This is a genomic window from Saccharibacillus sacchari DSM 19268 (assembly GCF_000585395.1).
Taxonomy (GTDB): Bacteria; Bacillota; Bacilli; order Paenibacillales; family Paenibacillaceae; genus Saccharibacillus; species Saccharibacillus sacchari.
In genome coordinates this window covers 4,866,224-4,891,087 of sequence record NZ_KK073875.1, presented here as the reverse complement: position 1 = coordinate 4,891,087, position 24,864 = coordinate 4,866,224, and the positions used below count along the sequence as shown (strand labels likewise).

Below are 24,864 nucleotides of genomic sequence, written 5' to 3'. Positions count from 1 at the left end.
GGCTTTTTGATTTTAGAAGCGAAGGGACAGATGACGATGAGCGAAAGAAACGAGCAAGGAGCTGCGGCAAGCGGCTACCGTGCCCAGACGATCGAACCGAAATGGCAGCAGAAGTGGGACGAGGAAAAAACATTCAAGACCGATGACATGGATCATAGCAAGCCGAAGTTTTACGCGATGGACATGTTCCCTTATCCGTCCGGCGCAGGTCTGCACGTCGGCCACCCGGAAGGATATACGGCGACGGATATCGTTTCCCGCTACAAGCGGATGCAGGGCTTCAACGTCATGCACCCGATGGGTTGGGACGCGTTCGGCCTGCCCGCGGAACAGTATGCGATCGATAACGGCGGTCACCCGCGCGAGTTCACGCTGAAAAATATCAACACATTCCGTCGTCAGATCAAATCGCTCGGTTTCTCGTACGATTGGGATCGCGAGATCAGCACCACCGACCCGGAATATTTTAAATGGACGCAATGGATCTTCCTGCAACTGTACAAGCGCGATCTGGCTTACGTCGCAGAAATTCCGGTTAACTGGTGTCCGGCGCTCGGAACGGTGTTGGCGAACGAAGAAGTCATCGACGGCAAAAGCGAACGCGGCGGCCATCCGGTAATCCGCAAGCCGATGCGTCAATGGATGCTGAGAATTACCGCTTACGCCGACCGTCTGTTGGAAGACCTGGAAGAGCTGGACTGGCCGGAAAGCCTGAAAGACATGCAGCGCAACTGGATCGGCAAATCGCAAGGCGCGGAAGTGACGTTCCAGGTCGAAGGCACGGACGAAAATATCGCGGTATTCACGACCCGTCCGGATACGCTGTACGGCGCGACTTACTGCGTGCTGGCGCCGGAGCATCCGTTGGTGGAAAAAATCACGACGGAGCATGAAAAAGAAGCGGTGAAGGCGTACCAGGAAAAAGCGTCGCATAAAAGCGATCTGGAACGTACCGATCTCAACAAAGACAAAAGCGGCGTATTCACGGGCGCGTACGCGGTCAACCCGGTCAACGGAGCGAAACTGCCGATCTGGATCGCCGATTACGTGCTGGCTGCTTACGGCACGGGCGCGATCATGGCCGTTCCGGGACACGATACGCGCGACTGGGAATTTGCGAAAAAGTTCGGCATTCAGATCATCGAAGTCGTCAAAGGCGGAGATATCGAAAAAGAAGCGTACACAGGCGAAGGCGAGCATGTGAACTCCGGCTTCCTGGACGGCCTGAACAAAGAAGACGCGATTGCGCGCATGATCGAATGGCTGGAGCAAGGCGGCAAAGGCGAAGGCAAAACGACCTACCGTCTGCGCGATTGGTTGTTCAGCCGTCAGCGTTACTGGGGCGAGCCGATTCCGATCATCCACTTGGAAGACGGAAGCATGAAAGCCGTGCCGGAAGACAGCTTGCCGCTCCTGCTTCCGGAGATGGACGAGATCAAGCCGTCCGGCACGGGCGAATCGCCGCTGGCAAACGCGACGGATTGGGTGAACATCATTGATCCGGAGACGGGACTCAAAGCGCGCCGCGAAACCAACACGATGCCGCAATGGGCAGGCAGCTGTTGGTACTACCTGCGCTACCTTGATCCAACCAACGATCAAGAGCTGTGCAGCAAAGAAAAATCGGATTACTGGATGCCGGTCGATCTGTATATCGGCGGAGCGGAACATGCGGTGCTGCACTTGCTGTACGCGCGTTTCTGGCACAAAGTGCTGTTCGATATCGGCGTCGTGAACACGAAAGAACCTTTCCAAAAGCTCGTCAACCAAGGCATGATCCTCGGCCCGAACAACGAGAAAATGAGCAAATCGCGCGGTAACGTCATCAACCCGGACGAGATCGTCAACGAGTTCGGCGCGGACACGCTGCGGATTTACGAAATGTTCATGGGACCGCTGGAAGCGACCAAGCCTTGGAACACGAACGGCGTGGAAGGCTCGCACCGTTTCCTGTCCCGCGTTTACCGCATGTTCGTGGACGACAACGGCAGCCTGAGCGCGAAAATCTCGGATACCGCAGGTACGGACGAGTTCAAGCGCACTTGGCATAAAACGATCAAAAAAGTGACGGAAGACATGGAAGCTCTGCGCTTCAACACGGCGATCAGCCAATTGATGATCTTCACCAATGACGCGTACAAGCAGGAAGAATTGCCGCGTCAAGCGATGCAAGACTTTATTCAACTGCTGTCGCCGCTCGCGCCGCATATCGCGGAAGAGCTGTGGGAGAAGTTCGGACGTACGGACAGCCTGACGTATGCCACGTGGCCGCAATTCGACGAAGCATGGACGACGGAGTCCGAAGTCGAGATCGTGATTCAAGTCAACGGAAAAATCGTGCAGCGCGCTAACGTTCAGAAAGATTGGGACGCGAAAGCGTTGGAAGATCACGCGATGAGCCTGGAAAACGTGCAAAATGCGCTGGCAGGCAAAACGATCCGTAAAGTCATTGCCGTACCGGGCAAATTGGTCAATATCGTCGCGAATTAGTAGCGATAAGTAGCTTGTCTTGCGGAACATCAAGCAGAAAACGGGAGGCGAGGCGAACTTCGCCTTGGCTCCCGTTTCTGCGTTCCGACAGATCGTTCACAAGGGAGTGGGACTCACATGGGAAGCCATCCGCGTAAGGATTGGGATACCTACTTTATGGACATTGCCTTCATGGTGTCGACGCGTTCGCAGTGTCCGAGACGCCAGGTTGGGGCTGTATTGGTACAGGGGAAAAAGCTGCTCGGCACCGCTTATAACGGTGCGCCAATGGGCGTGCCGGACTGTTCGGAAGACGGCTGCATGATCGCGGAAGAGTACGAATTGGTCAAGGACGGCGGCGAGGAAAAGGTCGTCAAAAAGCAGCGTTGCGTACGCACGATTCATGCCGAGCAGAACCTGCTGCTGTTTACCGATCGCGCCGACCGCGAAGGCTCGACGGTATACGTCACGGACGAACCTTGCTGGACCTGCGCCAACATGTTGGCCAATAGCGGCATTACGGAAGTCGTATTCTGCCGGGCCTATCCGAAAGATAGCGGCAAGGTGCAGACGATGATGCGGCAGAAGGGGATTCTATTCCGCGGCATCGAGCATTACAAGCCGCCGACTCCGACCGCGGAGCCGATTTCGTAAGACCGGCATTGACTTTACGCTTACAGGCTCTCTATAATAAAAGCATTCATCGGTTCATCCCCGTTATCGGATGAAAGGTAACGGCAAGCGAAGCACGCAAAGCCGTTAACTGGGGATTACAATGCGGGAAGCATAACCTCCCGTCCCCGGCGAATATTGCCGGGGACGGGAGGTTTTTTTGGTTTTCGGATTTGCGGTCGGCTGCTTGATCGGCAGCGAGAGGCCAGGCTCAGGATCGGGGAAACCGTATCGTTTTCCTATAGCAAAAGGAGCGTCCGACGTACATACCGCCGAATTCGAATCCGAAATTCGAAGCATGAATTTCATTCGGGAGGCGAAAAAATGAAAAAGGAATTATTGTGGGCGGCATGTTTATCGGCAGTGCTTGGAGCGGGAGTGCTGCTGTTGGCCGGAGGAAACGATCCGCAAGGCGAGCCGTGGAAGCCGCTGAACGATCAGCTTCAGACGGCTCTGGCCGTACAGGAAGGAACGCTTGAATTCACTTTGGAAGACGGCAAAGAAGAACAACCCGTTCAGAAGGAAACGTCCGAAGTGCCGGCCGCTTCCCCGGCAAAAGAAACGGCAAACGCAAACGGCGTAGTTGATAATGCTGCCTATCCAGTGGTTCAGGGAACCGATCAAGCATCCGCAGCAGCCGAACCTGCTCTTCAATCGACCGCGGCGGCTCCGGTCGACGACGGCAAAATCCATATCAATTCGGCAGACGCGGCCGCGTTGATGGAATTGCCCGGCATCGGAGAGAAAAAGGCGCAGGCGATTCTGGATTATCGCGCGCAGAACGGTCCGTTTCGGAACGTGACGGATATCGTGAAGGTCAAAGGGATCGGCGCCAAAATGCTTGAGAAAATGCTGCCGGACCTGGCTTTGTAAAAGGTGACGCCATGAAGCGAAGACCTTTTGTCGGATTTACCGTTTGCTGGCTGGCCGGAGCGATAGTCGCGCATCTTTACGACGGAACGCAAATGGCGATGGTGCTGGTCGGATTAGCCCTGCTGCTTTTTGCGGCCGGGCGGTTGGCGGGGCTGCCGGGTAAAACGTTGCTCCTGTTCGGCTTGGCGCTAGGGCTGGCCGCAAGTTACGGAACGTACCGAGATGCGCGCAACTTTTCGGTTTTGCCCGATATGTTGGGAGAGACGGCCGAAGGCGGTTATTCCGGGATTCAACTGGAAGGTACGATGGCAGGGGCCGTTAAAATCGACGGCGATCTGGCTATGTTCGAACTGGGCGTCGAAGGCGTAAGAACAGGCATCGAAGAAGACGCGAACGATGCAGCCGTCTTGATCGACGGGGAAGCCGCTTCGAAGGGATTCGTTCTTTTGCCCCGGACGGAAAAAGTGGTCGTGCGCGTGAAATTAGCGGCGGAAGACGAGCAGAAGATCGCGGCTTCGTGGGGACGGGGGGATCGGGTCGCCGTTTCCGTCGACTTGGAAACGCCTTCGGAAGCGCGGAATTTCGGCGCTTTCGATTATCGCGATTACTTGCGGGACAAGCGTATTCATTGGGTAGCCCGCGCGGCGGGCGCTTCAAGTCTTGAATTGCTTGAACCTTCGCACGGAGGATTGCGTCTGCTTCGCCGCAACGACGACTTGCGTGCGCTGCTGGCAGGCAAATTGGAGCAGCTGTATCCGGGCATCGGCGCCGGCTACATGCAAGGACTGCTGTTGGGATTGCAGGACGGTCTCGATCCCGAAACGTATATCAATTTCGCGCGACTGGGCATGACGCACGTATTGGCGATATCGGGCATGCACGTCGGATTGTACGTAGGCGCCGTGCTGTTGATTCTTCGCCGGTCGGGCGTCGCCAAAGAAACGTCTTTGGTAGCGGCGCTATGTTTTGTCCCGCCGTATGTGCTGCTTACCGGATCGTCGCCTTCAGCGATCCGCGCTGGGATCATGAGCATGATCGGACTGTATGCGGCAAGGCGCGGTTGGCTGAAGGACGGGCTGCACATCTTATGCCTCGCGGCTTTGCTGATGTTGCTATGGGATCCCTATTATTTGACGTCGATCAGCTTTCAGCTTTCTTTCGCGGTAACGGCCGGCATCATTGTGTTGACCCGCCCGATGCGGCGGATTTTATTTTTCCTGCCCGACAAGATCGCGACGGGGGCTTCCATATCGTTGGTCGCGGATCTGGTGTCTTTTCCGCTCAGCATTTATTATTTCAATCAATATTCGCTGCTGGGCCTGGCCGCCAATCTGATTCTTGTCCCGTTGATCAGCTTGATTTCGATTCCGCTAGGGACGGTATCTCTGATTCTGGGCACGTTCTGGATGCAGGGCGCCGAATGGGCCGCATATCCGGTAAGGCTGCTTAACGCGATCGTATTTTGGTGCGCGGACGGGGGCGGAGCGGTTCGATGGGCGCGCACGTTATGGGCGTCGCCGTCTCCGGCGTGGATCGCTTTGTATTTGTCCGTATTGTTCGCGGGGATATTCGCATTGGAACGGTATGCAAAAGCCGGAGCTTTGAACCGAACTGCCGACAAGGGAGCAGGAAGCGGAGCCCGGGAAGGTCTGTCGGGACTTGCGCCTTCAAACGAAGCGAACGGCGATACCCTGCCGCTCTCTTCGGAACGCTTTGTCCCGTCTGTTCGATACGGGGGCATGCCGGACAGTCGCCGCAATCGAATGAGGCCGTGGCTTATTGCTTTATGCGTATGCCTGCTGGCCGGGCTGCTTACGGCGGCATACCGTCCGAAGAACGATCCGGCGGGACTCGTTCAAATGTTGGATGTCGGGCAAGGGGACGCCATTTTGATCACGACGCCGTCGGGTAAACATCTGCTTGTGGACGGAGGGGGGACGATTACGTTCGAGCGTCCCGGCGAAGAATGGAGACGAAGGCTCGATCCGTACGAAGTGGGTCGGGACGTCGTCGTTCCTTTGTTGAAAAAGCGGGGCGTGCACCGGTTGGATGCCGTGATCCTTACGCATGGGGATCGCGACCATTACGGAGGACTTCTTGCCGTTATCGATGAAATTCCGGTGGAGCGGTTCATCATGAACGGAACGCGAAGCGGGAGAGAAGACCTGGACGAATTGTTGGCTGCGGCCATGCTGGCCGGTTCGGACGTGTATGCCCCGCAGGACGGGGACGCATGGAGCCCGGATGAACGAACGACGCTGGAGTTTTTGAATCCGTCCGGCGTGTTTGCGGGCAACCTGCCGGAATTGGAAGAGCAGAACGAATACTCCGTGGCTTTTCGGATGGTCATGAACGGGCATTCTTTTGTATTTACCGGAGACATCGGAGGTGCCGCCGAACGGGATATTTTGAAAAGGCTGGCGAAGCGGGGCGACAAGGGGACGGCGGAAGTGCTTAAAGTCGGCCATCACGGAAGCAAACATTCGTCGACCGAAGACTGGGTCAAGCATTGGTCACCAGAGTTGTCGATCATCTCTGTCGGCGCCTCCAATACTTACGGTCATCCGAATGAAGGCGTCGTGGATCGGCTGGAACAGGCCGGTTCGCTCGTTCGCCGCACGGATCTGCACGGCGAGATCCAGATCGAAGCGCCTTCCGACGCACCGATACGAGTGCGAACCTTGCTCGGCAATCTCGACGAATCGGCGCCGAAGTAAGCTTTTTCGATCATTTTGTAAGAAACCGCTGCAAGAGCGTTCCTTTCTCCCGCCGTTGTGGGAGAGAAGAGCGCTTTTCGTTTCATATATAGTAAGAGAACGAGAATGCAGAGTCAGGCAGCAAGCCGCAGATGACGAGTAAATCCGTTTCTGGTAGACTGATTGGAGATATGCGCCGATCCGGAAAAAGCGGCGTTTCCGTAGCTTGGCGGACATAAGAATACGCTTAAATCAATTTGAAACGATTTTTTTTGGAAAAACAGAAAAACGACGCAACCTTTTCGGAAGAAGACTCGTCAGAGAGGTTGCAAGAGAGGGGGACCCTTAGTGGTCGAGCAGGAACTCATTAGAGCCGCTCAATCGGGCGATCGCGACGCTCTTATCACCCTATTGCGAGAGATTGAACCGGCTGTCTATAAGACGGCTTACTATACGCTGAACAACGAACAGGACGCGATGGATGCAGCTCAGGAAGCGCTGATCCGTATTTACACGAAAATCGGTTCTTACGAAGAGAAAGCGCAGTTCAAGACCTGGGTGCAGCGAATCGTAACCAATATTTGCATCGATAAGTTTAGACGAGCCAAACCTACGGTGTCGATCGAAGAACACGAGATGGTCTTCGAAGGCAACGAGAGCGTTGAAGGCGAAGTCATGCGGGCTTATACTCGCGAAGATATTGACCGGGCGATTAATTTGCTGCCGGAGCATCACCGAACGGTAGTCATTCTTCGTTACGTGCAGGACATGTCGTATAACGAGATCGCGGACTCTTTGGAGCTGCCGTTGAATACGGTCAAATCTTATTTGTTCAGAGCCCGGGGACAGCTTCAACAACTGCTCGGAGATTATCAGAAAGGAGGTGCGCTGTAGATGAAACGCGAAGAAGCGTTGGAGTATATGAACCGTTACCTGGACCACGACCTTACCAAAGAAGAAACGGACACGCTGTTTCGTCATCTCGGCGAGTCTCCGGAGGCACAGGAAGATTTTGAATTTCTTCAAGGTTTATCGGACCAATTGGAGTCGCTGCCGGACGTCAAGCCGCCGGTAAGCCTCGTTGATTCCATTTTGCCCAAATTGGATGAAATCGATCGCTTTGCGGCAATCGCCGCACCGGAGGCGCAGCCCGAAAAATTGTCCGAAATGGAAAGCAAACGCATGTTGGAAGAGCAAGTGCCGAAGCGTCGCAGGGCAGCAACCTTTTGGCGGTCGACGCTGGGACGCACCGTTGGCGGAACGGCAGTTGCGGCTGCGGTGCTCGGCATTTTCGTGATTAATTACGAGCCGAAAGAAATGCCCAATGCGGAAATGAGTTCAACAGCCGCGGTTACCGGAGCAACAGACGACACGCTTGTGCCTTCCGACGGAGCGCAGACGGAAAGCGCGACAACTGATCCTAGCACCGAAGTCGAATCCGTACAGCCTGAGGCGCAGGCGGAATCTGGCGAAAACAAGCTGCGTCAAAATGAAGCGCAAACCGAGCCGGAAGAGACTCCATCCGCTTCGGAAAAAGAAACGGCGCCGGAAACGACTCCATCCGCTTCGCAAGAAGGAACAACGACGGACGAACCGACTTCGGGTTCTTCGAACGATACGCGAGAACCCGCCGCAGGGTCGCAGTCGACGGATTCCGGAACGGCCGATTCCACGGTTCCTGATTCCGGAACTTCATCGAATGATGCGAAAAGCGGCGATGCGAGTCAACAGCCGGCTGCGCCTAAAACGAATGCTTCGCCTGATACCGGAGGGACCGCTCGCAAAAATCCGGGGACGTCGGATAGCAGTCAACCTTCCGGAAATCAACAAGACAAGAAGGCTCCTGCCGTCGAATCCACTCCGCCCGCCAGTCCGCCCGCGCAAGGCGATACGGAAGAGGAAGCCGCGGATGAAGAAGGACAACCTAGCGAGGGGATCGGTACTTTCTCGTTAGAGGATAACAACCCGACGGATCGGGAGTCCGCGACTGCGCCGAACAACGGTTCCGACGCGATGGACAGTCAGGTTTACAGTCTAACGATTGCGCCGCTGGAATGGGTATCGCCGGATTCGACTTACGTAATTACCTACTCGACAAACACGCTGAAGCTGCTTAACGGAGATCACTCCAAAGAGCTGAACAGTCGCAAAGTGGACGGAGAGGTGACCGGAGGGATCTGGTCAGCCGACGGCAAGACGTTTACGTACGATCTGGTCAAAGCCGACGGAACGACTGCCCAAGGGACATGGAAGATTGAAGAAGTGACGCTCGAACAGGGCGGAAAATAAAAAGCATGACAAATGAACCGGCCAAGTGCCGTTCCCGAATCCGTCAAGCATGCGGGGGAACGGTCGGTCGGTCTTTTTATGTGCCTTTTTCGGCGATATTCGGTACAATGGAGACAAAGAGAGTGATGCGGCAACTCCAAAACACTCTGATTCAATGCGCCGAGTTCAACGTCAAAAACCGGCAAGCGCGGAAAGAGGTAACGAATATTATGGATTTAAAAACGGCGGTCAAGCAAATACGAGCGGGCGAGGTATCGCCGCTGTATCTGTGCTACGGCACCGAAAAATATAGAATGAAGGAATTTGTGACGGTGCTGGAAAACGAGCTGATCGAGGAAGATCAACGGGCGTTTGCGGTGGCGCATTACGACCTTGCGGAGACTCCGGTTGAGTTGGTGGTCGAGGAAGCGGAGACGGCTCCTTTCTTGGCGGAACGCAAACTTATCATCGTGAGGGATAGCACGATCTTCATTGCCGGCAAGGAGTCCGCCAAGATCGAACATCGCGTGGAGAAACTGCTGGAATATATGGGGAATCCTGCGGATTACAGCGTGCTTGTATTTCTGGCTTATGCGGAAAAATTGGATGAACGCAAAAAGGTCGTCAAGGCTTTCAAAGCGGCTGCGCCCGTGATTTCGTTTGCGCCGATGAGCGAGAACGAGTTGTCGGGATGGGTGACGAAGCAGTTCGGCAAAAGTTCGGTATCGATCGGGTCGGAAACGGTGGACGTACTATTGAAACGGGCGGGAACATCGCTTGGGTCATTGTCTGCGGAAATCGAAAAGTTGTCTTTGTTTGCGGGAGCAGGCGGGTCGGTAGGCTCGGCCGATGTGGAAAAATTGGTAGCGATCGGAACGGAACAAAGCGTGTTCGTTCTGGTTGAGCATATCGCAAACTTAAAGCTCCAGCAGGCTATGGCCATTTTCTACGATCTGCTGAAGCAGCGTGAAGAACCGATCAAGATCGTGTCTCTGATTGCGCGCCAATTCCGCATTATGCTTCAGGTCAAAGAGATGTCCGGGCAAAATTACTCGCAGCAGCAAATGGCAGGCCAACTCGGCTTGCATCCGTATGCGGTCAAGATTGCGGCGGAACAGGCTAAACGATTCGAACCGGGGAGACTTCGCGGTATTCTGGCTTCGATTGCCAAGCTGGATCATGAGATCAAAACGGGAGCGGTCGATAAAGTATTTGGTTTGGAAATGTTTTTGCTGAAACTGGGGGCTTAAAAAGAAAACGAGGAGGCATGTCTGAAGATTTCCGAGCAGGGGAGTCGATCGGACGGCCTTTTCTGCTTTGAAAAAGATTCCGGAAAAATTTAAAACCCCGATATCCTTAGGATTTCGGGGTTCACGATTATATCGCAAAATAGCGGTTTCTTAGGCTTGTTCAGCTTTCAGAGAATTCGCTTTTTTAGCAAGACGGGATTTTTTGCGCGCTGCCGCGTTTTTGTGGATCAGGCCTTTGGTTACGGCTTTATCCAGCTTCTGCGAAGCGGTCTTAACTGCAGTTTGTGCAGCTTCCACATCGTTGCTCTCCAACGCTGTCGTAGCGGATTTTACAGCGCTGCGAAGTGCGGATTTTTGCGAAGCGTTAAGCGCACGGCGTTTCTCGTTCGTCTTTACGCGTTTGATAGCGGATTTGATATTAGGCATTGCATTCACCTCCTGTAAAGCTTATAGGAAACATCGAACATCGAAAGTTTCACAACTTAAAGTATCTTAGCATGGGAGCGGCAAAAAAGCAACCATTCCCGCAATTTTAAAAAACGTGAATTCGGCAACAAAAAATACAGAGAAGCATCAGCTTTCGCTTTCTGCGGGATTGCTGGGATTAGGACCAACTGCTATAATGAATGGATTGATTCGACTTGTCAAATTGAGGCGGAGGTAAGGAATGACTGACATTGCAGCAAGACAGAAGAAAATAAGGAACTTTTCCATTATAGCGCATATCGACCACGGCAAATCAACGCTTGCCGATCGGATCCTCGAATACACGGGTGCCCTGACTTCGCGCGAAATGCAAGAACAGGTCCTCGACCAAATGGAACTCGAACGCGAACGCGGAATTACCATCAAGCTTCAAGCGGTACGTTTAACCTATAAGGCCGATGACGGCGAAGAGTATTTGCTCAACCTGATCGATACGCCTGGACACGTCGACTTCACGTATGAAGTCTCGCGCTCCCTTGCAGCCTGCGAAGGCGCGCTTCTCGTTGTCGACGCGGCTCAAGGAATCGAAGCGCAGACCCTTGCGAACGTGTACCTGGCGCTCGACAACAATCTGGAGATTTTGCCGGTTATCAACAAAATCGACCTTCCGAGCGCCGAGCCTGATCGGGTGAAGCAGGAAGTGGAAGACGTGATCGGACTGGATGCGAGCGACGCGGTACTGGCTTCGGCCAAAGCGGGCATCGGGATCAAAGAAATTTTGGAACAAGTCGTAGCCAAAGTGCCGGCGCCGGAAGGCGATCCGGACCAGCCGCTCAAAGCACTGATTTTCGACTCGCACTACGATCCGTATAAAGGCGTTATCGTCTATATCCGGGTATTGGACGGCAAGATCAAAGCAGGCTCCAAGATCAAAATGATGGCAGCGGACACGACGTTCGAAGTTATCGAAGTCGGCGCGTTCATGCCGCGCATGACCATCGTGGACGAATTGAACGTCGGCGACGTAGGTTTCGTCGTGGCGGGTATCAAAACCGTCGGCGATACGCGCGTCGGCGATACGATCACGGACGCGAAAAACCCGACGCTCGAACCGATGCCGGGTTACCGCAAGATCAATCCGATGGTATTCTGCGGTCTGTATCCGATCGAATCTTCGGATTACAACGACCTGCGCGAAGCTTTGGAAAAGCTGCAACTGAACGACGCTTCCCTGACTTTCGAGCCCGAAACGTCCAGCGCGCTGGGCTTCGGCTTCCGTTGCGGATTCCTCGGTTTGCTTCATATGGACGTTATTCAAGAACGCATCGAGCGCGAGTTCGGGATCGACCTGATTACGACCGCGCCGAGCGTTATCTACAAGATCGGGCTGAGCGACGGTTCGGTCATGCAGATCGACAACCCGTCGCATTACCCTGAAGTCGGCCGTATCGACTACGTCGAAGAGCCTTACGTAAAAGCTGCGGTTATCGTGCCGAACGACTTTGTCGGAACGGTCATGGAACTGTGCCAAAACAAACGCGGCGAATTCGTCAACATGGAATACCTGGATACGACGCGCGTTACGCTGACGTACCAGATTCCGTTGTCCGAAATCGTCTATGACTTCTTCGACCAACTGAAGTCCGGCACGAAAGGTTACGCTTCGTTCGACTACGAGATTTCGGGCTACCGCAAATCGAACCTGGTCAAAATGGATATCCTGCTCAACGGCGAACAAGTCGATGCGCTGTCGTTCATCGTACACAGAGACCGTTCGTACCAACGCGGCCGCGTTATCTGCGCGAAGCTTCGCGAGCTGATCCCGCGCCAGATGTTCGAAGTGCCGATCCAGGCATCCGTAGGCACGAAAGTCGTCGCTCGCGAGACCGTCAAGGCGATGCGCAAAAACGTCTTGGCCAAATGTTACGGCGGCGATATCTCGCGTAAACGGAAACTGCTCGAGAAGCAAAAAGAAGGTAAAAAGCGGATGAAGCAGGTCGGAAACGTGGAGGTTCCTCAAGAAGCGTTCATGGCGGTGCTGAAGCTGGACGAGTAGCGGGTGGTACTTGGCTCGTATGCGGGGGGTGTGCGGTTTGGGAGCCGGGGAAATGGAGCGAGCTCAGTCGCACGTCCGCATCCGTTCTAAGCCTCATTCCTATCCAGCTTTTGGTTAGTGGATAGGGTTAGGGGGATTCGGCCTTGTTGGGCCTGTTACCTGGGTAAGGTTGGCCCCTGTTTGAAAAGGAATGTTTGAGTGCGCGATTGCGCGTCGAAGAACGTTTTTGTGGAAAATTATGATGTTCACGTCGTTATTAAAAAGGAAAGCCGAACCCCGGCTTTCCTTTTTGAAGATTGAGGACACTTTACTTAAGAGTGAACGATACAAGATCAAGGATTTCATGCAAAGATTTTGACAGAACGATTTTAATCGAACAGTATTCGCTTAAAGAACAGTATTTGCCTAAAATTGAAACTCGACACTACACGCAGTTTCAACCCGCAAGAAACAGCCCAAAAGCTCAATCTATAAGGTCTGCACGTCGCCAATGCTTTTATAGCTTTTTCGCCGCGGAGCCAGATATCTTTGCTACTACCACCCTCTACGCGTCGGGATTAGCGGAGGGAGGTGGGAAGGCAGAGAAGCGGAGCGCTTGCATCTAAAATCGGACTTTTACCTCTGAGTCAGTTACCTAATGAAAAATCCGATTTTAGCGGCAATCGAAGCCTCCCTCCTCCAGCAGCGCCTCCCAATCACCTCCCTTTCCATCTGATGCTTCACCCATACAGGAGGATTCAAAATCATGACGAATACAAACAGCGAAATCAACGTGACTTCCGCGCCGGAAGCCGTCTATATTCATATTCCGTTTTGCACGAATAAATGCTTTTACTGCGACTTCAACTCGTACGTGCTCAAAGATCAGCCGGTCATGGATTACTTGCGCGCGCTTGACCTCGAGATGGAGCAGACCGTCGCGATTACGCCGCCGGGCGTGATCAAAACGATCTTCGTCGGCGGCGGTACGCCTACGGTGCTGAAACCCGACGAAATGGCCTTTTTCCTGGCATCCGTACGCAAGCATTTCCCGAATTGGTCCGACGATATCGAATTTTCGATGGAAGCCAATCCGGGCACAACCGATCTCGACAAGATGAAGGTGATGAAGGAAGGCGGAGTGAACCGGGTTAGCTTCGGCGTGCAGGCATTCCAGAACAAGCTGCTGGGTGAAATCGGGCGTATCCATAATACGGACGACGTGTACCGCTCGCTGGAAAATGCGCACAAAACCGGCCTGCATAACTTGTCGATCGATTTGATGTTCGGTTTGCCGAATCAGACGGTCGAAATGTTGGACGAGACGATTACCAAGGCACTGGAGTTAGATTTGCCGCACTACTCCATTTACAGCCTGAAGGTCGAAGAGAACACGCTGTTCCATACCCTTTTCAACAAAAACAAGCTGCCGCTTCCGAACGAAGACGACGAGCTGGCGATGTATAGGCTGCTGATGGACCGGATGCGCGAGGCAGGCTATAAGCAATACGAGATCAGCAACTTCGCCAAACCGGGCAAAGAAAGTCAACATAATATCACGTATTGGAAAAACGAAGACTATTACGGTTTCGGCGCGGGTGCGCACGGATACGTGGGACGCAAGCGCCATATCAATATCAAAGGCGTGAATCCGTACAACGAAGCAGCGTCCAAAGGCCTTCCGAGACTCGACCAATTCGAAGTTCCGCGCGAGGAAGCGATGGAAGACTTCATGATGGTCGGGCTGCGGATGCTGGACGGGATGGAAAGCGATCGGTTCCTCAAGCAGTTCGGCGTGCCGGTGGAAGAGATTTTTGCCGCTCCGTTGAAAAAGATGATGGATTTGGGATTGATCGAACGCCGGAATGATCTCGAAGGTTATCGCTTGAGCGAAAAAGGCATTTTGTTCGGCAACGACGTATTCGGCGAATTCATTGGCTATCTGACCGTTGAAGCTTGATGAAGACAACGCAACTACTGAAAAACAAATCGAAAAACCGTCGGGAAATTCCTGACGGTTTTTCGCGTTTTCTCGCATAAATGCAGCCGTTCATGCCGATAATGGGAAGAAGAAGAAACAAGGAAAAGGTACGCCTACGTCGCTCTCCTGCTGTTACAAATACGCTGAATCGGGTAAAGGAAGCCCAATGAAAGCGAGAAATCGAGTTATAAAAATTTTAGGTTTTAGCTGTGTAAAGGTATTGAAAAACTATGCGCATTGATGTATATTTATCCAATCGAAAACAATCGGACCTGACGCGTATGCGTTAGCTAATAAACAAGGAGGTGAACGGCCGATGCCCGCCGTTACCGTTGTATGCAGACAAGCGAATGTACAAGATGTTGAACCGCTGTATCTCATGATAGAAGAATATGCGCGAAAAGGAATCATGCTTCCGCGCTCCAGAGAAGTGCTGCGACGCCAAATCGACAACTTCGTCGTGGCGGAAGAAGACGGTAAGGTAATCGGATGCGGTTCTCTTTGCCTGCTCGGCCCGGATCTTGTAGAGATTCGCTCGCTGGGTATCATGGATGGGAATAAAGGAAAAGGCGTTGGTTCGAAGCTGGTGGATCGTCTGATCGAACTTGCGATCGAGCAGGGAATTCCGAAGATCATCGCTTTGACTTACGAGGTTTCTTTTTTCGTGAAAAACGGATTTACCGTGGTGCCGATGGACGTCTTTCCCGAGAAGGTCTGGACCGACTGCATTCATTGCGCCAAGCGCGATCGCTGCGATGAAATCGCCGTATTGAAAGTCATCGGCTAGAACGCTGCAATACCAAATCGAAAAACGTTGCATATCCTGCCAAACCGAACTTGACAACGTTGAGTCCGGTTTGGTATTTTTGTAATAGAGTTTAGCACTCATTCAGATAGAGTGCTAACGGAAGAATGTTCCGATTGGCTCTTATCGATCCGACAGGAGGGGATCTCGTGTTAAGCGAACGTCAGAGCATGATCTTAAACGCCATCGTAGACGACTATATTCGTTCGGCCGAACCGGTCGGGTCCCGTAGTATCTCCAAGCGGGGCGACGTAGCGTTCAGTCCGGCCACCATTCGTAACGAGATGGCGGACCTGGAGGAGCTTGGTTTTCTGGAACAGCCTCATACGTCGGCGGGACGCATTCCTTCTAATAAAGGATACCGCTATTACGTCGATCATATGGCTCCCCTGAAGCCGCTCAAGGCAGAAGACTTGAAATTATTCAAGCAGCTGGCTGCCGAAAAGCTGAACGCTGTGGAAGAAGTCGTACAGCACGCCGGAACGATTTTGGCTTCGATGACCAATTACACGTCGATTTTGCTGGGACCGGAGATGTTCAATACTTCGCTTAAGCATTTTCAACTTCTTCCGCTGAACGAGACTACGGCCGTTGCGATTATCGTGACCAGCACGGGCGAGGTCGAGAATAAGACGGTGTCGATTCCTCCGGGCGTCTCGGCTTCCGATATGGAGCGGACGGCAAACCTGCTGAACGCTAAGCTTTCCGGTGTGCCGATGCATATGCTGAAGGCGCGGATTTACTCGGAGATCGGGCAAGAGATTCAGCGTCATGCCGAGCATTACGAGCAGTTGATGAAACTGCTGGACGATTCGCTTGTCTCGGGCAAAGATCAGAAGGTGTTCCTAAGCGGAACGACCAATATGCTGATTCAGCCGGAGTTCAGGGATATCGGCAAGTTGAAGACGGTGCTTGATCTGCTGGAGGAGACGCCGACGCTAACGCGCTTGCTGAATTCCGATCAAAAAGGAATCCATGTGCGAATCGGCAGCGAAAATATCCACCAAGCCTTCGTCAACTGCAGTCTGATTACCGCGACTTATTCACTTGACGGCGAATCGTTTGGTACAATAGGCATTCTGGGTCCGACCCGGATGGAGTATGCCAAAGTCATAGGAACACTCGATCTGCTGTCGCGTGCCATGAGCCGGGCTTTGACCGGACGCTACGGGCCGTGATCGCAAATCTGTGCGTATAGGCAGTACTGTGCGACGATGAGTTTTGATCTACACAAGGAGGGGAATGCATCTTGAGTAAAGAACAAACGCAATATTCGGAAAACGAAGAAGTAGAAATCGCAGAAAACGAGCAGGATGCACAATCGTCCGAAGAGGCAACCGAAGAAACTAACGGTGCTGCCGCGGAAGAGAGCGCAGAACAACTTCAAGCCAAAATCGAGGCATTAACGGCGCAGGTAGACGATTATGCACAACGTCTCGCGCGTTCGCAAGCCGATTTTGATAACTTCCGCAAGCGCACGATTCGGGAAAAGGAAGAGCTCGGCAAATACGCTTCATCGAAGCTGATCACCGAACTCGTTCCGGTCATCGACAATTTCGGTCGCGCGCTGGATACCCTGCCGGAAGGCGAGGGCGCCGAGTCGTTCGTGAAAGGCGTACAAATGATTCACCGCCAGTTCGAAAGCGTGCTTCAGGCCGAAGGCCTGACCGCAATGAATAGCGTCGGCGAAGCCTTCAATCCCGAATTCCACCAAGCGGTTATGCAAGTGGAAAGCGACGAGCACGAGGAAGGCATCGTGGTCGAAGAGCTGCAAAAAGGTTATATGTTGAAAGACAAAGTGCTTCGTCCCGCAATGGTGAAAGTCAGCGGTTAAACCGCATTTTCAAAAGTCGCTTAGGCCGGAATGTTCCGGGCGATTGCGGCAAGTTTGAAAACGCGCGCCAAACCGTTATGATAGAGCGTAGGGTCTGCATGTCGGACACAACGCGAGAAAAACATTTCATTTTAAAATCAACCGTACTTAACTGAGGAGGATATTTACTGTGAGTAGAGTAATTGGTATTGACTTGGGAACAACAAACTCTTGCGTGGCTGTTATGGAAGGCGGCGAAGCCGTCGTTATCCCTAACCCGGAAGGCGCGCGCACGACCCCTTCGGTCGTAGGCTTCAAAAAAGACGGCGAGCGTATCGTCGGCGAAACCGCGAAACGCCAAGCGATCACGAACCCGGACCGCACGATCGCTTCGATCAAACGTCACATGGGCACGAACCACAAAGAAACGATTGAAGGCAAAGACTATACATCGCAAGAAATTTCGGCCATGATCCTGCAAAAGCTGAAATCCGATGCTGAAGCTTACCTGGGCCAAACGGTAACGCAAGCCGTGATCACGGTTCCCGCTTACTTCAACGACGCTCAACGCCAAGCAACCAAAGACGCCGGCAAAATCGCGGGTCTTGAAGTGCTGCGTATCGTCAACGAGCCTACGGCTGCGGCACTGGCTTACGGCCTGGAAAAATCCGAAGACCAAACGATCCTCGTTTATGACTTGGGCGGCGGTACATTCGACGTCTCGATCCTTGAACTGGGCGACGGCTTCTTCGAAGTTAAAGCAACAAGCGGCGACAACCACCTGGGCGGCGACGACTTTGACCAAGTGATCATCGATTACCTGGTAGCCGAGTTCAAAAAAGAACAAGGCATCGACCTGAGCAAAGATAAAGCAGCGGTTCAACGTCTGAAAGACGCAGCAGAAAAAGCGAAAAAAGAACTGTCGGGCGTTATGACGACAACAATCTCGCTGCCGTTCATCACGATGGTTGACGGCGTTCCCCAGCATTTGGAGTTGAACCTGACTCGCGCGAAATTCGAAGAAATCTCCGCTTCGCTGGTTGAGCGTACATTGGCTCCGACGCGTCAAGCGATCAAAGACTCCGGCCTGTCGTCGAGCGAAATCGACAAGATCGTTCTTGTCGGCGGTTCGACACGTATCCCTGCCGTACAAGAAGCAATCAAAAAGCTGACCGGCAAAGATCCGCATAAAGGCGTTAACCCGGATGAAGTCGTAGCCCTCGGTGCTGCCGTTCAAGCGGGCGTGCTGACAGGCGAAGTCAAAGACGTTGTCCTGCTGGACGTAACGCCTTTGTCCCTGGGTATCGAAACGGCCGGCGGCGTCTTCACGAAGATGATCGACCGCAACACGACGATCCCGACAAGCAAATCCCAAGTCTACTCGACTTATGCGGATAACCAACCAAGCGTAGAAATCCACGTTCTGCAAGGCGAGCGCGAAATGGCTGCCGGCAACAAAACGCTGGGTCGCTTCACGCTGGGCGATATTCCTTTGGCTCCGCGCGGCGTACCGCAAATCGAAGTTACTTTCGATATCGATGCCAACGGGATCGTAAACGTATCGGCAACCGATAAAGGCACGAACAAGAGCCAAAAGATCACGATCACATCTTCGAGCGGCTTGAGCGATGCTGAAGTTGAGCAAATGATGAAGGATGCCGAACTGCACGCCGAAGAAGACAAGAAGCGTAAAGAATTGGTCGAAACGAAAAACAACGCCGACCAACTCATTTACCAAGCGGATAAAACGATCAAGGACCTGGGTGACAAAGTTGATGCTTCCGAGATCGAAAAAGCAAATGCCGCGAAAGAAAAAGTCCAAAAATCGCTGGAAGGCGAAAATGTAGACGAAATCAAAGCAGCAACGGAAGAATTGACCGAAATCGTTCAACAATTATCCGTGAAGCTGTATGAGCAAGCCAATGCGGAAGGCGCGCAAGCAGGCGGCGAACCGGAAGCAGGCGCTTCTTCGCAAAACCGCGACAACGTCGTCGATGCCGATTACGAAGTTGTAGACGAAGACAAAAAAGACTAATATTTTTAAGTAGTCGTTTTTGGTTAACCGAACAAGAGCCCGACCCCGCCGATCGGCGGACGGGCCGGCTGGGGGAGGTCAGGCCGGGTCATCCCGGACCGGGCTTCCCTTTTGTCAGGTTCACGGGCGGAAAGTGCATAAGCGGCTTTCCGCATATATGCGATAGAAGGTACAGATTAAAAGCATAAAGGAGTTGGAGTACAGCGATGGCGGAAAAGCGCGATTACTACGAGGTGCTCGGCATTGAAAAGGGCGCGAGCGATCAGGATATCAAGGCGTCTTACCGCAAGCTGGCGCGTAAGTATCACCCGGACGTCAACAAGGCGGACGATGCCGAAGCAAAGTTCAAAGAAGTCAAAGAAGCCTATGACGTACTGAGCGACGGACAAAAACGGGCTCAGTACGACCAATACGGTCACCAAGACCCTAACCAGGGATTCGGCGGCGGCGATTTTGGCGGCGGCGGATTCAGCGATATCTTCGATATGTTCTTCGGCGGCGGAGGCGGCGGAAGAAGCCGCAACCCGAACGCGCCGCAGCGCGGCAACGATTTGCAATATACGATGACGCTGGAATTCAAAGAAGCGGTCTTCGGAAAAGAGATCGACATCACTATTCCGCGTACCGAAAGCTGCGATACGTGTAACGGCAGCGGCGCCAAACCGGGCACGCAGCCCGAAGTATGTACGGTCTGCCACGGCAGCGGCCAAGAAGAAGTCGTGCAAAACACGCCTTTCGGCCGTATGGTCAACCGCAGAGCCTGCTCGAACTGCGGCGGCAACGGCAAAATCATCAAAGAAAAATGCTCGACATGCAGCGGCAGCGGCCATGTGAAAAAGCAGCGTAAAGTGCATATCCGCATTCCTGCGGGCGTGGACGACGGCGCTCAACTGCGCATGACCGGCGAAGGCGACGGCGGCCTGCGCGGCGGCCCGGCGGGCGACCTGTATATCGTCATTCGCGTGAAAGCCGACGAATTCTTCGACCGCGAAGGCGACGACATCTACTGCGAAGTGCCTTTGACGTTCGCTCAAGCCGCTCTCGGCGACGAGATCGAGATCCCGACCTTGACTGAAAAAGTCAAACTGAAGATCCCGGCCGGAACCCAAACGGGAACCTATTTCCGCCTGAGAGGCAAGGGCGTTCCGCGCCTGCGCGGAACCGGACAAGGCGATCAGCACGTAAAAGTCGTGATCATTACCCCAAGCAAGCTGACCGACGAACAAAAAGACCTGCTGCGCCAATTCTCCGGCCTCAGCGGCGAACAAACGCATGAACAGGAACAATCTTTCTTCGATCGGATGAAGCGCGCTTTCCGCGGCGACTAAGTTCGTATAAAGAAAAATAGACCTTCGGTTTTCGAACCGAAGGTCTATTTTTTTTAGAATCGGCATAACTTTTTCTCCGATTGAGGCGTTTAGGGCGTGTACGCAAACTTAACGATGTGCATCTTTAGCCGCCTTTTCGCCCTCTGCTTCGTCAGTGTCCCTTGACGTGCCCCGGCACGCCTTCGGAACCCTTCCTTGCCGAGAACGAAAATTCGTCTAAATCTGCCTCCTTCGAAGTTTGCGTACACGCCCTAGTACAAACGAGCTTCGATTAAATGAACGCCAATATAAAGAAGGAGGGACAACATGTACGAAATATTTGCTTTGACAGTCCTTCTGATTGTGGCATCTTTGGGATTCGGATTCATGTCTTTTTTTATCAAGTCCGTCAATCCGAATGCGGAAAAAGATCATCGTAATTGGGCGAGTCTTTTCTTTGCCGTTTTGGTCTTTTTAATGTTTGGGTTTTTCTTGTTGATGAGTATGAGTTTGTAGAGGGCTTCTTTACAAGAGCGGGCGCTGCCGGAGAAATTCGTTCAAAAGCGTCTTGACCTGAATCTCTCCCTCCGCTTACGCTTTTTTAAAAAATGTTTTTAAAAGAAGTTAAAGCAGCTTCCTGAAAAGGAGGCTGCTTTTTTGTTTGAAGGCTTAAAATGGCAGATCACAACAATAATGATTGGAATTTATTATCCGGATTAAATATAAAGTATGGCGTTGGCCGAATCAAAGTTAAGGTTTAGCGTAGTCCAGCCATCAATATCCGCTTCATCATCAATTCGTTCGACCTGATCGGGCAGGCTTAACTTGGAGACGGCGACGTGTAACGGATCGACGGAACGCTTAGCGCCCCGAATTGGAGAATTGAGATTTCTAACGGATCAATGGGACACTTAGCGGTAAAAAAAGTTGACTTTTGGGCTGGTTTTGCCCGTTTTTCCGGTGTAAGCGTCCGTACAATCCGTTACAAATTGCAGATGACGAAATTGGGCGTTCTAACGGACATGCGATCCTTTAGCCGCCGAATACGGACAAAATGATTCATGCAGCGAGATTGAGCGATGAAGGAACTATTCATTTTGCGTTCGAACCTCAGATGCTATACCGTCGGCGCATTAGTACGGCCACCTCAGTAGTTACGTGAGGTTTTTCTCGCTCGAGATCTTATTGTTTTAACGTTTCTGGCCTGTACCGGTCAGCAAAACTAATGCCTCTTGCACTTGCAGTCGGCAAAGCCGCTGCCTGCCCTGCCCCCGTCGAAGCTGCCGGAGGCAGGGAGCTTCGACGCCTTATCGCACCCGGCGGCCTGGGCGAAGCGGCCGCCTGCCTTCCCGGACCGGCGCAGGGTTTTCCGGGCTGAGCGACTTTTGGCTTTCCTTCTACTCGCGGCCCGTTGCAGGGGCCCGAGAGGAAAACAAGCCCGAGCGAAGAACGGAAAACCCTGTGCTTTTTATATGTATATGTTGACACTATAAAAATTTGTAGTATAATCATTCGTATACGAAATGTTTACAGGCGAACATTTCGCAAGAGAACGTTTGTCATGGCACGGTTTCATGCAACAGAAAGGACAGCGATACCTTTGAACACGAACACTGAGATTGAACTGCACGAGATCGTCGACTCGTTCCGGGAAGTGAAGCAGCTTTTTTTTCAATTGATGTCCGATATGTCTTGCCGTTTCGGCGTGACCGGAATTCAACTGATGACATTGAAGGCGCTGCGGGATCGTCCGGAGATCGGACTGGGTGAACTGGCCGAGCATATGAGGCTGGGCAGCAGCACGGTCAGCGGCGTGATCGATCGACTGGTGAAGGCGGAGTTGGTCATTCGCGAACGTCCGGCCAATAATCGGCGCGTACTGGTTTTGAAACTGTCGGAAAAAGGCGAGCAGGTACTTAAAGATGCCGACTCCGCTTATCGTCAATACCTGTCGGGTCTTAACGATCTGGACCCTGAAGAATTGCAAGTCATGCTTCAAGCGCACCGAAAAATCATTAAAAAATTAGAAAAAGTGAGAGATGAAAACCACCATGAGTAAAACTGCTGTGCAAGACATTCAAACCCTGAAAAAGGGTCCGATTCTCGTCGCCCTGTTGATCGGCGCTTTTGTCGCGCTGTTGAACCAAACGCTGCTGAACGTGGCGCTGCCGACGATGGCGAAAGACCTCAACGTCGAAACGACCGTTATTCAATGGCTGAGCACCGGCTTCATGCTCGTCAACGGCGTCATGGTTCCGGTAACGGCTTACCTGATGGCTCGATTTACATCGAGAAACCTGTTTATCACCGCAATGAGTTTGTTCACTTTAGGTACGTTATTGTGCGCATTCAGCGATTCGTTCGGCTTGCTGCTTGCGGGACGCATGGTTCAGGCAGCCGGCGCAGGCATCCTGATGCCGCTGATGACGTTCACGATCCTTACCATTTTCCCGATCGAAAAACGCGGTTCCGCCATGGGACTCGTCGGCGTGGCGATGATCTTCGCTCCGGCAATCGGTCCTACGCTGTCGGGATGGATGGTTGAACATTACGACTGGCACTACCTGTTCTATCTGATTTTGCCGTTCGGCATTTTGTCGATCGTGTTGGGTATTCTTTTCATGCGCAACGTAACCGAGACTTCCCGTCCGAAACTCGACATATTTGCCGTAGTTTTGTCTACGATCGGTTTCGGCGGCATCTTGTACGGCTTCAGCCAAGCAGGTTCGGAAGGCTGGGGAGCGAATGAAGTCGTTTGGACGCTCGCGATCGGAGCCGTTTCTCTGCTGTGGTTCGTTATCCGCCAGTTGAGAAGCGAAAAGCCGATTTTGGAAATGCGCGTATTCAAATATGACGTATTCACGCTCACTACGATCATTAACGTCATTGCGACGATGGCTTTGTTCTCCGGCATGATTCTGCTTCCGCTGTATCTGCAAAACGTGCGAGGGTTCACGCCGATCGAATCCGGTCTGATGCTGCTGCCGGGCGCGATCCTGATGGGGATCATGTCGCCGATTACCGGTTACATTTTCGATAAAATCGGCGCGCGCTGGCTGGCGGTTGCCGGTCTCGCGATTATGACCGTGACGACTTACGAATTCAGCCAATTGACCGTCGATACGACGTACGGCCATCTGATCGCGGTGTATACGATCCGCATGTTCGGCATGTCGCTCATGATGATGCCGATCCAAACCGCGGGCCTCAATCAACTGCCGGCCCGTCTGAACGGCCACGGTACGGCAATGTCCAATACGCTGCGTACCATCGCCGGCGCTCTCGGCACGGCGCTGCTGGTCTCGATCATGTCGAACAAAGCGGCCGAAGTCGGCAAACAGCTGGTCGTCAGCATGGGCGTCGATCCGCAAAATGCTGCTCAGATGCAGACTGTTACGATGCAGGCGATGGTCGAAGGCATTAACCATTCGTTCGTCGTGGCAACCTGGATGACCGCAGCGGCGTTCGTACTGGCCTTCTTCATCAAACGCGTCGCCGTGGACAACAAAAAAACGGTTCCGCATCAAGTGCCGACGACTGCTTCGGAAAACGCGAATGCGAAAGCTTAATCGTTTATTGCAGTTTTGAATTTTCGTTCCGGCGCGAGCCGATTGTTTAAACCTCGCGCCGCGGCATTTGATCTTTAGCGTCAAAAAGCCCGCTCTCCAATCCCCGGAGAGCGGGCTTTTCCATCTGCGCGTTAATAAATTCAAAGGTCTTCCCGATACCGCGTGCCGTACAGCTCTTTTTCCGCCCGTACCGCATCCCGCAGCAGATCTTTGACCTTTTCGACTTCTTTCACGTCTTCGAGGCGTACCTCGGGAGTGGTCGGGTCGCTTGAATAAACGATGATCGTGCCGACGCCCATCATGCGGTCCATGACCGTTTTTTCCATCGCGATGTCTTTGATCCGGACGAGTTCCACTTCTTCCGATTTTTTGCCGACCAACCCTGTAGTGACGATCAGGCGCTGGCTCGTGATTTTGTAGCGAACGTTGTTCATGAGCAGTCCGGTTTTGATCTGGTCGCCGAGGTCGGAAGGACGGCCTTCCCATAATGTTTTTTCCGTCCGCGCATCGTGGTGTTCCGCTCGGACAGGCTGGCGTGACGAGGCGTCGGGACGGACTTCTCCTTGCAGGGGCTTGCCGCATTTCCCGCAGAAGTTCGCATCGTCCGCGTTGGACGCGCCGCAATTCGTACAGTAGATCATACACTCATCCTCTTTTCGCGAAAA

19 protein-coding genes are annotated in these 24,864 nt (G+C 53.0%); 17 read left to right on the top strand and 2 right to left on the bottom strand.

Features of this window, described 5'->3' with window-relative positions; genetic code table 11:
• Positions 1–36 precede the first annotated feature (36 nt).
• The 7 genes from leuS (at position 37) to holA (ending at position 10,228) form a co-directional block, all read left to right on the top strand.
• On the top strand, positions 37–2,490 hold the full coding sequence (gene leuS / locus SACSAC_RS21165) for a leucine--tRNA ligase (RefSeq protein WP_037290055.1): 2,454 nt from the start codon (positions 37–39) through the stop codon (positions 2,488–2,490).
• A gap of 117 nt (positions 2,491–2,607) precedes the next feature.
• Entirely contained in the window at positions 2,608–3,123 is a 516-nt protein-coding gene (locus SACSAC_RS21160) for a deoxycytidylate deaminase (RefSeq protein ID WP_037290052.1), read from the top strand.
• Positions 3,124–3,465: 342 nt separating this feature from the next.
• Positions 3,466–4,014: a ComEA family DNA-binding protein gene (locus tag SACSAC_RS21155; RefSeq protein WP_037290050.1), complete on the top strand. Its 549-nt coding sequence runs from the start codon at positions 3,466–3,468 to the stop codon at positions 4,012–4,014.
• Positions 4,015–4,025: 11 nt separating this feature from the next.
• Positions 4,026–6,731: a ComEC/Rec2 family competence protein gene (locus SACSAC_RS21150; RefSeq protein WP_037290048.1), complete on the top strand. Its 2,706-nt coding sequence runs from the start codon at positions 4,026–4,028 to the stop codon at positions 6,729–6,731.
• Positions 6,732–7,058: 327 nt separating this feature from the next.
• Positions 7,059–7,604 carry an RNA polymerase sigma factor gene (locus SACSAC_RS21145; RefSeq protein ID WP_037290046.1) on the top strand — a complete coding sequence of 182 codons (546 nt, stop codon included), beginning with the start codon at positions 7,059–7,061 and terminating at the stop codon, positions 7,602–7,604.
• Entirely contained in the window at positions 7,605–8,999 is a 1,395-nt protein-coding gene (locus SACSAC_RS27345; protein WP_051507302.1) for a hypothetical protein, read from the top strand.
• Between the two features lie 209 nt (positions 9,000–9,208).
• A complete protein-coding gene (gene holA, locus SACSAC_RS21135) occupies positions 9,209–10,228 on the top strand; it encodes a DNA polymerase III subunit delta (RefSeq protein ID WP_037293432.1) in 1,020 nt (339 codons plus the stop codon).
• A 150-nt stretch (positions 10,229–10,378) separates the two neighbouring features.
• Here the strand turns inward: holA and rpsT are convergent, their stop codons facing one another.
• Positions 10,379–10,654 (bottom strand): 30S ribosomal protein S20, encoded by a 276-nt coding sequence (rpsT, locus tag SACSAC_RS21130; protein WP_037290044.1) that lies wholly within the window; start codon positions 10,652–10,654, stop codon positions 10,379–10,381.
• Between the two features lie 241 nt (positions 10,655–10,895).
• On the opposite strand from rpsT, the gene lepA reads away from it, so the two are divergent.
• The 10 genes from lepA to SACSAC_RS21080 all read left to right on the top strand — a co-directional run bounded on the left by lepA (position 10,896) and on the right by SACSAC_RS21080 (position 24,199).
• The gene (gene lepA / locus SACSAC_RS21125; RefSeq protein ID WP_037290042.1) at positions 10,896–12,710 is read left to right on the top strand and encodes a translation elongation factor 4; all 1,815 of its coding nucleotides are present in this window, start codon (positions 10,896–10,898) and stop codon (positions 12,708–12,710) included.
• Positions 12,711–13,455: 745 nt separating this feature from the next.
• The gene (hemW, locus tag SACSAC_RS21120; RefSeq protein WP_037290040.1) at positions 13,456–14,649 is read left to right on the top strand and encodes a radical SAM family heme chaperone HemW; all 1,194 of its coding nucleotides are present in this window, start codon (positions 13,456–13,458) and stop codon (positions 14,647–14,649) included.
• Positions 14,650–14,986: 337 nt separating this feature from the next.
• Positions 14,987–15,457, top strand: coding sequence for an N-acetyltransferase (locus SACSAC_RS21115; RefSeq protein WP_037290036.1), 471 nt, complete (start codon positions 14,987–14,989; stop codon positions 15,455–15,457).
• A 167-nt stretch (positions 15,458–15,624) separates the two neighbouring features.
• Positions 15,625–16,653, top strand: a complete 1,029-nt coding sequence (hrcA, locus tag SACSAC_RS21110; protein WP_037290032.1) for a heat-inducible transcriptional repressor HrcA — start codon at positions 15,625–15,627, stop codon at positions 16,651–16,653.
• Positions 16,654–16,724: 71 nt separating this feature from the next.
• Entirely contained in the window at positions 16,725–17,309 is a 585-nt protein-coding gene (gene grpE / locus SACSAC_RS21105) for a nucleotide exchange factor GrpE (protein WP_037290029.1), read from the top strand.
• A 169-nt stretch (positions 17,310–17,478) separates the two neighbouring features.
• Positions 17,479–19,323, top strand: coding sequence for a molecular chaperone DnaK (gene dnaK / locus SACSAC_RS21100; protein WP_037290026.1), 1,845 nt, complete (start codon positions 17,479–17,481; stop codon positions 19,321–19,323).
• Positions 19,324–19,529: 206 nt separating this feature from the next.
• Positions 19,530–20,651, top strand: coding sequence for a molecular chaperone DnaJ (dnaJ, locus tag SACSAC_RS21095; RefSeq protein ID WP_037290023.1), 1,122 nt, complete (start codon positions 19,530–19,532; stop codon positions 20,649–20,651).
• Between the two features lie 306 nt (positions 20,652–20,957).
• Positions 20,958–21,146 (top strand): hypothetical protein, encoded by a 189-nt coding sequence (locus SACSAC_RS21090; protein ID WP_037290020.1) that lies wholly within the window; start codon positions 20,958–20,960, stop codon positions 21,144–21,146.
• Positions 21,147–22,230: 1,084 nt separating this feature from the next.
• Positions 22,231–22,689, top strand: coding sequence for a MarR family winged helix-turn-helix transcriptional regulator (locus SACSAC_RS21085; RefSeq protein ID WP_051507301.1), 459 nt, complete (start codon positions 22,231–22,233; stop codon positions 22,687–22,689).
• On the top strand, positions 22,682–24,199 hold the full coding sequence (locus SACSAC_RS21080; protein ID WP_245608670.1) for a DHA2 family efflux MFS transporter permease subunit: 1,518 nt from the start codon (positions 22,682–22,684) through the stop codon (positions 24,197–24,199). The genes SACSAC_RS21085 and SACSAC_RS21080 overlap by 8 nt, the downstream gene beginning before the upstream one ends.
• A gap of 140 nt (positions 24,200–24,339) precedes the next feature.
• On the opposite strand, the gene SACSAC_RS28265 is transcribed toward SACSAC_RS21080, so the two are convergent.
• The gene (locus SACSAC_RS28265; RefSeq protein WP_051507300.1) at positions 24,340–24,840 is read right to left on the bottom strand and encodes a PH domain-containing protein; all 501 of its coding nucleotides are present in this window, start codon (positions 24,838–24,840) and stop codon (positions 24,340–24,342) included.
• Between the last annotated feature and the right edge of the window lie 24 nt (positions 24,841–24,864).

Coding starts and splice junctions, on each gene's coding strand:
- SACSAC_RS27345 (WP_051507302.1), top strand. CDS start 7,605: ATGAAACGCGAAGAAGCGTTGGAGTATATGAACCGTTACCTGGACCAC.
- hemW (WP_037290040.1), top strand. CDS start 13,456: ATGACGAATACAAACAGCGAAATCAACGTGACTTCCGCGCCGGAAGCC.
- dnaJ (WP_037290023.1), top strand. CDS start 19,530: ATGGCGGAAAAGCGCGATTACTACGAGGTGCTCGGCATTGAAAAGGGC.
- leuS (WP_037290055.1), top strand. CDS start 37: ATGAGCGAAAGAAACGAGCAAGGAGCTGCGGCAAGCGGCTACCGTGCC.
- SACSAC_RS21150 (WP_037290048.1), top strand. CDS start 4,026: ATGAAGCGAAGACCTTTTGTCGGATTTACCGTTTGCTGGCTGGCCGGA.
- holA (WP_037293432.1), top strand. CDS start 9,209: ATGGATTTAAAAACGGCGGTCAAGCAAATACGAGCGGGCGAGGTATCG.
- SACSAC_RS21115 (WP_037290036.1), top strand. CDS start 14,987: ATGCCCGCCGTTACCGTTGTATGCAGACAAGCGAATGTACAAGATGTT.
- lepA (WP_037290042.1), top strand. CDS start 10,896: ATGACTGACATTGCAGCAAGACAGAAGAAAATAAGGAACTTTTCCATT.
- SACSAC_RS21160 (WP_037290052.1), top strand. CDS start 2,608: ATGGGAAGCCATCCGCGTAAGGATTGGGATACCTACTTTATGGACATT.
- SACSAC_RS28265 (WP_051507300.1), bottom strand. CDS start 24,840: ATGATCTACTGTACGAATTGCGGCGCGTCCAACGCGGACGATGCGAAC.
- SACSAC_RS21080 (WP_245608670.1), top strand. CDS start 22,682: ATGAGTAAAACTGCTGTGCAAGACATTCAAACCCTGAAAAAGGGTCCG.
- SACSAC_RS21090 (WP_037290020.1), top strand. CDS start 20,958: ATGTACGAAATATTTGCTTTGACAGTCCTTCTGATTGTGGCATCTTTG.
- SACSAC_RS21155 (WP_037290050.1), top strand. CDS start 3,466: ATGAAAAAGGAATTATTGTGGGCGGCATGTTTATCGGCAGTGCTTGGA.
- rpsT (WP_037290044.1), bottom strand. CDS start 10,654: ATGCCTAATATCAAATCCGCTATCAAACGCGTAAAGACGAACGAGAAA.